Origin of the sequence: Halomonas colorata (assembly GCF_014897985.1) — a bacterium.
Taxonomy (GTDB): domain Bacteria; phylum Pseudomonadota; class Gammaproteobacteria; order Pseudomonadales; family Halomonadaceae; genus Vreelandella; species Vreelandella colorata.
Map to the genome: position 1 here is coordinate 1 of NZ_JABUZA010000115.1, position 681 is coordinate 681.

General features: G+C 50.4%; 1 protein-coding gene. It reads right to left on the bottom strand.

Annotated features, from left to right (window positions below):
* On the bottom strand, positions 1-650 hold a 650-nt coding region (locus INT33_RS21035; RefSeq protein ID WP_193092948.1), incomplete at its 3' end, for an IS4 family transposase.
* Positions 651-681: the final 31 nt, after the last annotated feature.

A 681-nucleotide genomic window follows, 5' to 3' on the forward strand; every position in this document is an offset into this window, starting at 1 on the left:
TTAGGTCTCAGCCGTGTGACGAAACTAACCTTTTGTTTTGTAAGCTCACCATACCAGCGGTAATCAACATAGCCCTTATCAAAGGCGAGGATGCTACCCGCTGGAAAGTTGAACTGTCGACCTTGAATCAGATCGTTTTCCCGGCCCTCGCTCAAGGCGACGAATTCAGGGATCAGGCTGGCATTGTTCAGGCCGGTGTGCAGTTTTACCCCGGCCTTGGATTGATGAATTTTAGCCCAGGGGAAGAGGCTCAATGACAGATCGATGGTGCTGGCGTCGAGTGAATAAAGCGGATTTTTGAAGCGAAACTTGTGTGCATTTGAACGAATAGAACAACGCTGTAGTAGCTTATAGAAGACGGCTTCATAGAGTTCGGCCGGTTGCTGCTCATTGAGACGTGCCAGGGTGGAACGGGCAATGGGCTTAGCGCCGAGATGATACAACTTGTGCCGTTGACTGGTCAGGCTGGACTCGATATCCCGCAGACTTTGACGGCCAGCAATTTGAGACATGGAAAGCCCGACAAACTGATCCCAGCGTGATGCAGAACGCAGTTTTTGCCCAACGTGGTGCTCACGAGCGAGACGTTCGAAATCATGTCGGGATAACGGCTGGAGCAACTGATGAAATGCGGTGTTATGATGAGACAAAGCCTGAATCCTTTATGAGTAGAGTGTTTGG